The sequence below is a fragment of the Pseudomonas sp. genome, from assembly GCF_026224925.1.
Taxonomy (GTDB): Bacteria; Pseudomonadota; Gammaproteobacteria; order Pseudomonadales; family Pseudomonadaceae; genus Aquipseudomonas.
Genome location: NZ_JAMFRV010000787.1, coordinates 1 through 7,422 on the forward strand (window position 1 = coordinate 1; position 7,422 = coordinate 7,422).

A 7,422-nucleotide genomic window follows, 5' to 3' on the forward strand; every position below is an offset into this window, starting at 1 on the left:
GGTGGGAGCGAACTTGTTCGCGAAGAAAGCGGCGCGGTATTTCAGGAAAAATTAGTCACTCAGCAACCCAGCCAACCCCTCAATTTGCTCCTGCCTCTGTGCCTGGCTCAACTTTGAACCTGGATTCAGCGAAGACCATTGCGGATGGGCACGGGCTTTTTTCAAGGCGTCAGGGAGCTTGCCTTCGCGCCAAGTCTTGTCCTGTGGTGCACTGAGCGTGATGCTGGTCATTGCAGCGTGACCACGAACGGTGAGCGCTTGCAGTAAATGGCGCTGGCGTAGCGCAAGCAATCTCAGTACCGCATCGTCCACGGTCAGCTCGCGCTTACCCTTCAGTTTGCCGATCAGCCGTCCACCGTAGCTGCGCGCCGTTTGTAGAGCGCCACCGGCAATCGCACCTGCCAGCGCGGCGGCGCCCAACGTGATACCACCCAACAATAAGTCGACCCCAGCCCCGGTCGCCGCGCCTGCGGCTATTCCGCTGCCGACGCGAACGCCCAGCACTTTCAAGGTTTCGGGGTTGAACAAGTCATCTCCCCAACGACCATCTAACAACGGCAGATCGCTGGCGGCCGCATCTTGAGGGCGAAACGCATACAGCTTGAGCAGCGCCTCAACGCAACGTTGCTCCCGCTGTCGCACCGCTTTACGCAAATCGTCGACCGCAGCCAGCTCCAATCCTGAGCCGGTGGCCACGCTAAGTCGGCACGCAGCGCAATCCACCAGCAGTTCGGCAATCAGTCGTGCCGCGCTTTGCTGGCGCGCCACGCGTTGCGCCTGTTGATCGACAATCAACCGCTCCAGTTGGTCGCGAGAGTTTTCCAGCAGCAGGGCCAGGCTTTCATACAATCGACGCTCGCCGTCTTCGGGTGGAGCGACGCTATCAAATCGCACGAGCGCATGCAGGCCTAGCCGTGCCAAGGCCTCGCGCCACTCGGCTTCGCGATGCTCGGCGCTGCTCACAAAATTCAGCACCGGCAGCAACGGTTTGCCGCAGCTGGCCAGCACGGCTAATTCATCGCGGTACTTGGCCAGCACCGGCTCGCGGGCATCAATCACATAGAGGCCCGCGTCTGAGGCCAACAACTGGCGCAGCACCTTGGCTTCCTGCTCAAAGCGTTGCCGAGCTTCACTGCCCTCAAGGAATCGCGCCAAACGAGCGGGCCCATCGAGGCGCTCGCCGGGGCGATCCAAACGTTCCAGATAGTCGAGCAGGGCGATGGCGTCTTCTAGCCCGGGCGTGTCGTAAAGCTCCAACAGTCGTTCGCCATTCACCGACAACCGAGCACCTTCGACATGGCGGGTGGTGCTCGGGCGATGGGACACTTCGCCGAAACCCACGTCACGGGTCAACGTGCGCAGCAATGAGGTTTTTCCGACGTTGGTGTGACCGACCACCGCGAGCGTGAGTGCCTTAGTCATGGCCGGTCTCCAGCCAATTCAGCGGCGAGCTGTCGGCGTAGGTGATGCCGAGGTTGTCCAGCGCCGAATGCCAATCGTCCAGGCGCTCCATGTCCAGCGTCTGCCCCGGTGGCGCCTGGAGCAACCAAATCCGTGCAGCACCGGCACAGCGCGCCAGTTCGGCGATCAGCGCAAGGCTGCCACGGTCGGGAGAGCGGCGGGGATCGCAGGCGATGGCTAAGCGCGCAGGCGCAAAGCGAGTGAGCTGATCAAGCAGTTTTTGCCGGGACTCGCGGCTGTCGAGAATACCCGCGTCTTTGATTGTCTCAGGCAACGTCGGTGGCCATGGCTGCTGTTCATCCAGCTCAATGGCGACGAGCAGTGCACCTTCGCTGTTCAGCGCCACGGTATTGGTTTGAACGCTATGCAGTAGCTCGGGTGCGGCGTCGTGGATACCCAAGCGTTCACTGCTGGGCATCAAGCGTTCCCGCAGCTGGCTGTAACCAGGCTGGTTCAAGTCCAGGCCAAGGGCCGCCCGACCGCGTCGCCACTGCCACAGGCACGTCAGCGCCAGAAGCAATCGAGGGAGGATACCGAACACCAGCAGCACGCCAACCAGCCATGCGGCCCAGGCCTGACGAGCACTGTCGATGTTCAAGGCATTATCGCCACTGGCGCGGATCATCGTTTCAGTCGGTACATTGAACCCCAGCAGTGCCGGAATCACGCCCAGGGCTTGGGTGACGCTGACGAAGGTGTCACTGCCCAGAATCGTGGTTTCCCAGACGAATCCATAACGCCGGGTCGCCATCAAGAGCAACATAATGACCAAGGCGCTCAGCAGCGCGAGTAACCAGGCGCTGTTGACCACCATGCCCAGCGCCCAACGGTTCAAACGTTGGCGTTGGAGCAATAGAATCAATGCAGGTGCTAGTTGTGCGGCCTTAGCGTCGCGGGCAAGTTTTTCACTTAGCCATAACCAGAGTCTGCCGAGGCTGGCAGTGCTTTCCCCAGCGAAGAGCATGCCCAACGCCCAGCTCAGCAGCAGAATCAGATTCAACCCCAGCAAGCTGCCCAGCGCCCAAAAGACGTTGACCGGCGCTTGTCCATTGCCCAGCGCTGCGAAGGCCAGACCTGCACCGCTGAGGGTCACGATGACCGACAAAACCAGCAATGCCAGCCGCGCACCTTGTTTCCAGTGACGAAGGGCGCTAACCAATCCATCGCGTTCGGCCAGCCATAACGCGCGGTTCTTGATGCGGGTAGTCAGATCACCGGCGGTGGCACGGGCGCGGCGATTGGCTTCCATGTCTTCCAGTGGGCCAGCGTGTTCTTCGCGCAGGCGCACGGCTTCAGTCAGCCAGAGGCTATCCATAGGGGTCAGAGCAGTCACACGGCGTCTCGATGATAAAGTCAGCGGTGAGCATAACCTCTGAGGCAGGGCTCGGGGCAAGCGCTGTGCTTCTGCTATTCTCGCGCCCATGAAAACTCATCTCCCCCTCAGCCTGATTGCCGCCCTCGGTGAAAACCGTGTGATAGGCGTCGACAATTCCATGCCGTGGCATCTGCCTGCGGATTTCAAATACTTCAAGGCGACGACCCTCGGCAAGCCGATCATCATGGGCCGCAAGACCTGGGACTCACTGGGGCGGCCTTTGCCGGGCCGGTTGAATCTGGTGGTCAGTCGCCAGGCTGATTTGCAGCTCGAAGGTGCGCAGGTTTTTACCTCGCTAGACGCTGCCATCGTGCGCGCCGAGCAATGGGCGCAGGAGCAGGGTGTCGATGAAGTGATGTTGATTGGCGGCGCTCAGTTATATGCGCAAGGCTTGGCGCAGGCCGATCGACTGTACCTGACCCGAGTGGCGCTCAGTCCCGACGGTGATGCCTGGTTTCCCGAATTCGACACCGCGCAATGGGCGCTGGTCTCAAACACCCAAAACCCGGCATTGGACGACAAGCCAGCCTACAGTTTTGAAGTGTGGGAGCGCACTAAGGGCTGATTACAACACTACAGATGGCCGCAATCATTCTGTAACAAAAGTGTCGCTTTTGAAGTCTTTGTCGCGAATCGTTATCAACATGGCGTCGTCGGGACACGGCTAGTCGCTGAGAAAATCGTTATGTCATGAGATTTTGTTACGGTCGGTGCTTAACCAAAGAAGGGGACCCCGTTATGAAGCTCGCGCCAAAAATGTTTGCTGCCGTACTGACGTTGGGATTGGGCGTAGGACTTGCCAGCCAGACTTTCGCCACTGAGTTGACCCATTGGCCTGCCGCTCAGGCCAAGCAACTCAATGCCATGATCGAAGCCAATGCCAACAAGGGCAACTTCGCCGTGTTCGACATGGACAACACCAGCTATCGCTACGATCTGGAAGAGTCGCTGCTACCGTACATGGAAAATAAAGGCCTGATCACCCGTGAAACACTCGATCCGTCTCTTAAGCTGATCCCCTTCAAGGACACGGCTGATCACAAAGAAAGCCTGTTCAGCTATTACTACCGCCTGTGCGAAGTCGACGACATGGTCTGTTATCCATGGGTTGCCCAAGTGTTTTCCGGCTTCACCCTCACCCAGCTTAAGGGTTACGTTGATGAGCTGATGGCGTCCGGCAAACCGGTCCCGAGCACGTACTACGACGGCGACACCGTTAAGCAGATCAACGTCGAGCCACCAAAAGTTTTCACCGGCCAGGCTGAGCTGTACAACAAGCTGATGGAAAATGGCATCGAGGTTTACGTTGTTACGGCTGCGTCCGAAGAGTTGGTGCGTATGGTCGCGGCGGACCCTAAATATGGTTACAACGTCAAACCACAGAATGTCATCGGCGTGACCACGCTGTTGAAAGACCGCAAAACCGGGGAGCTGACCACGGCACGCAAACAAATCACTGCGGGCAAATATGACGAAAAGGCCAACATGGGCCTGGAGCTAACTCCGTACCTGTGGACCCCAGCGACGTGGATGGCGGGTAAGCAGGCGGCGATTCTGACCTATATCGATCAATGGAAAAAGCCGGTTCTGGTGGGTGGCGATACGCCGACGAGCGATGGCTACATGCTGTTCCACAGCGTTGACGTGGCCAAGGGCGGCGTTCATCTGTGGGTCAACCGCAAAGACAAGTACATGACCCAACTCAACGGCATGATGAAAACCAACGCTGAAGCGCAAGCCAACGAAGGCCTGGCAGTGACCGCGGACAAGAATTGGGTGATCGTGAAGCCGGACGAGATTCAGTAAGACTGCAGGCTGGACTCGGTTACCTGTGGGAGCGAATTCATTCGCGAAGCAGACGGCGCGGTAGGTCTGAAACACCGCGCTGCTTTTTTCCCGAATGAATTCGGTCCCACAGGGGGCCGTACGTGTTATGGCATCAACTTATCAAGCATCGCCTTGTCACGTACCGCGCCTTTGTCGGCGCTGGTGGCGAGCAGGGCGTAGGCTTTCAGCGCTGTAGTTACTTTGCGCGGACGCTTTTCAACCGGCTTCCAGCCTTTAGCGTCTTGCTCGACACGGCGTCCGGCCATTTCTTCATCGCTGATCAACAGGTTGATCGCGCGGTTAGGAATGTCGATCAGTACTTTATCGCCATCGCGTACCAAACCAATCGCGCCGCCTGCTGCTGCTTCTGGCGATGCGTGGCCGATGGACAGGCCCGAAGTACCACCCGAGAAGCGACCGTCAGTCAGCAAGGCACAGGCTTTGCCCAGACCTTTGGATTTCAGGTACGACGTCGGGTAGAGCATTTCCTGCATGCCCGGGCCGCCTTTAGGTCCTTCGTAACGAATGATCACGATGTCGCCGGCCTTCACTTCGTCTGCGAGGATGCCGCGAACAGCACTGTCTTGGCTTTCAAAGATTTTTGCATTGCCTTCGAACACATGGACCGACTCATCAACGCCGGCTGTTTTCACTACGCAGCCATCCAGCGCGATGTTGCCGTACAGCACGGCCAAGCCGCCCTCTTGTGAATACGCGTGTTCGACACTGCGGATACAGCCGTTTTCACGGTCGTCATCCAGGGTTTCCCAACGGGTCGACTGGCTGAACGCTGTCTGCGTCGGAATGCCTGCCGGGCCTGCCTTGAAGAAGGTATGCACGGCTTCGTCAGTGGTCTGGGTGATGTCCCACTTGGCGATGCCTTCCGCCAGGGTTTTGCTGTGTACGGTCGGCAGGTCAGTGTGCAGCAAGCCGCCACGCGCCAGTTCGCCGAGGATGCTGAAAATCCCGCCCGCACGGTGTACATCTTCCATGTGGTATTTCTGGATGTTCGGCGCGACTTTGCACAGCTGAGGCACTTTGCGCGAAAGGCGGTCAATGTCCTTCAGGTCGAAGTCGATTTCTGCTTCCTGCGCCGAAGCCAGCAAGTGCAGGATGGTGTTGGTCGAGCCGCCCATGGCGATGTCCAGCGTCATCGCGTTTTCGAACGCTTTGAAGTTGGCGATATTGCGCGGCAGAACCGACTCATCGTTCTCGTTGTAGTACTGACGGCACAGGTCGACGATGGTCCGGCCAGCCTGCAGGAACAGCTGTTCGCGGTCGCTGTGGGTCGCCAGTTGCGAACCGTTACCTGGCAATGCGAGGCCGAGGGCTTCGGTCAGGCAGTTCATCGAGTTGGCGGTAAACATGCCGGAGCAAGAGCCGCACGTTGGGCAAGCGCTGCGCTCGTATTCCGCAACTGTCTCGTCGCTGGCGCTGGAGTCGGCGGCGATCACCATCGCATCGACCAAGTCCAGGCCGTGGGCAGACAATTTGGTCTTGCCGGCTTCCATCGGGCCGCCCGAGACGAAAATCACCGGAATGTTCAGGCGCAAGGCAGCCATCAACATTCCAGGGGTGATTTTGTCGCAGTTGGAGATGCAGACAATGGCGTCGGCACAGTGGGCGTTGACCATGTATTCCACGGAGTCGGCGATGATCTCGCGGCTCGGCAGCGAATACAGCATGCCGTCGTGACCCATGGCGATGCCGTCATCTACCGCAATGGTGTTGAATTCCTTGGCGACGCCACCGGCGCGTTCGATTTCACGAGCGACCAGTTGGCCCATGTCTTTTAAATGCACATGGCCGGGTACGAACTGAGTAAACGAGTTGGCGATAGCGATAATTGGCTTTTTGAAATCGGCGTCTTTCATACCGGTTGCGCGCCACAGCGCGCGGGCGCCGGCCATATTGCGGCCGTGGGTAGACGTTTTCGAACGGTAATCAGGCATGGAGCACTCCGGCTAATCAGATATAGAGGGGGGAGAGAGAGCTTCTACTGACGCCGCGAGCGTCCGGAAGTGACCGGAAACTGCGATGAAGCCGACAACGCTACGGGATCGCCGCGCGCTCGGTCTGAGCTCATAAACCCGCCGGGGGATGACTGGCGATGAATAAAAGAGATTCTACACCTGTAGTCGCAGGAGGGAATGCCCAAGGTCGTGAGCGCTCCCGCATTTTAACTGTAGGAGCGCGCTTGCCCGCGATGGCGCCGGAGTAAGCGCCGCGGATATCGGGCTACTACGCCCAACCGTCTTTTTTCTTGCGGCCGCGGGTCATGCTTGGAATGATCAGGCCGATGAGCAGCCCGACACCGGCGATGCTGCCACCGTAGGCCATGTAGCGCATCAAGACTTGGTTGTTCTCGTCGCCCAACTTGGCTTGCGAGCTACGAAGATCAGATTGCGCATCGGTCAGTTGCGCATTGAGATCCTTGCTGCGTGCTTCGAGTTCGTCGATCAGTTTTTTGCGAGTGTCCAGGGTCTCTTGCATGCCCTGGACTCGGGTCTTCCAACTGTCGTCAATGGTTTTCAGTTGGCCAGTGAGGTCGGCCACTTGCTGAGTCAGCTCCGGCAGGCGTTCGGCTTGTCCTGGTGCGCTTTGCAGGTCACCCGTAGGAATCCATACAGTGCTGCCGCCTTCCCCACGCACTTGGCTGTAATCGCCCTGGGTGTTGATCAACTCGACTTTGCGACCGGATTTAAGTGTGGCGACGATACGGTAGCCATCAGTTGGGCAGGCGCGTACGTAAGTGTTGA

6 protein-coding genes are annotated in these 7,422 nt (G+C 58.6%); 2 read left to right on the forward strand and 4 right to left on the reverse strand.

Annotated features, from left to right (window positions below):
• Positions 1 to 51: 51 nt before the first annotated feature.
• On the reverse strand, positions 52 to 1,422 hold the full coding sequence (locus tag M0974_RS33035; protein WP_297846507.1) for a DUF3482 domain-containing protein: 1,371 nt from the start codon (positions 1,420 to 1,422) through the stop codon (positions 52 to 54).
• The gene (locus M0974_RS33040; protein ID WP_297846509.1) at positions 1,415 to 2,794 is read right to left on the reverse strand and encodes a DUF2868 domain-containing protein; all 1,380 of its coding nucleotides are present in this window, start codon (positions 2,792 to 2,794) and stop codon (positions 1,415 to 1,417) included. The genes M0974_RS33035 and M0974_RS33040 overlap by 8 nt, the downstream gene beginning before the upstream one ends.
• Positions 2,795 to 2,882: 88 nt before the next feature.
• Between M0974_RS33040 and M0974_RS33045 the strand changes: the two genes are divergently transcribed.
• Both M0974_RS33045 and M0974_RS33050 read left to right on the forward strand, forming a co-directional pair.
• A complete protein-coding gene (locus M0974_RS33045; protein ID WP_297846510.1) occupies positions 2,883 to 3,401 on the forward strand; it encodes a dihydrofolate reductase in 519 nt (172 codons plus the stop codon).
• A gap of 173 nt (positions 3,402 to 3,574) precedes the next feature.
• Complete coding sequence (locus M0974_RS33050; RefSeq protein ID WP_297846512.1) at positions 3,575 to 4,642, forward strand: haloacid dehalogenase-like hydrolase; 1,068 nt, start codon at positions 3,575 to 3,577, stop codon at positions 4,640 to 4,642.
• A gap of 125 nt (positions 4,643 to 4,767) precedes the next feature.
• Here the strand turns inward: M0974_RS33050 and ilvD are convergent, their stop codons facing one another.
• Positions 4,768 to 6,615 carry a dihydroxy-acid dehydratase gene (ilvD, locus tag M0974_RS33055; protein WP_297846513.1) on the reverse strand — a complete coding sequence of 616 codons (1,848 nt, stop codon included), beginning with the start codon at positions 6,613 to 6,615 and terminating at the stop codon, positions 4,768 to 4,770.
• A gap of 289 nt (positions 6,616 to 6,904) precedes the next feature.
• Positions 6,905 to 7,422: TIGR04211 family SH3 domain-containing protein (locus M0974_RS33060; protein WP_297846514.1), on the reverse strand; the 518-nt coding region annotated here is incomplete at its 5' end.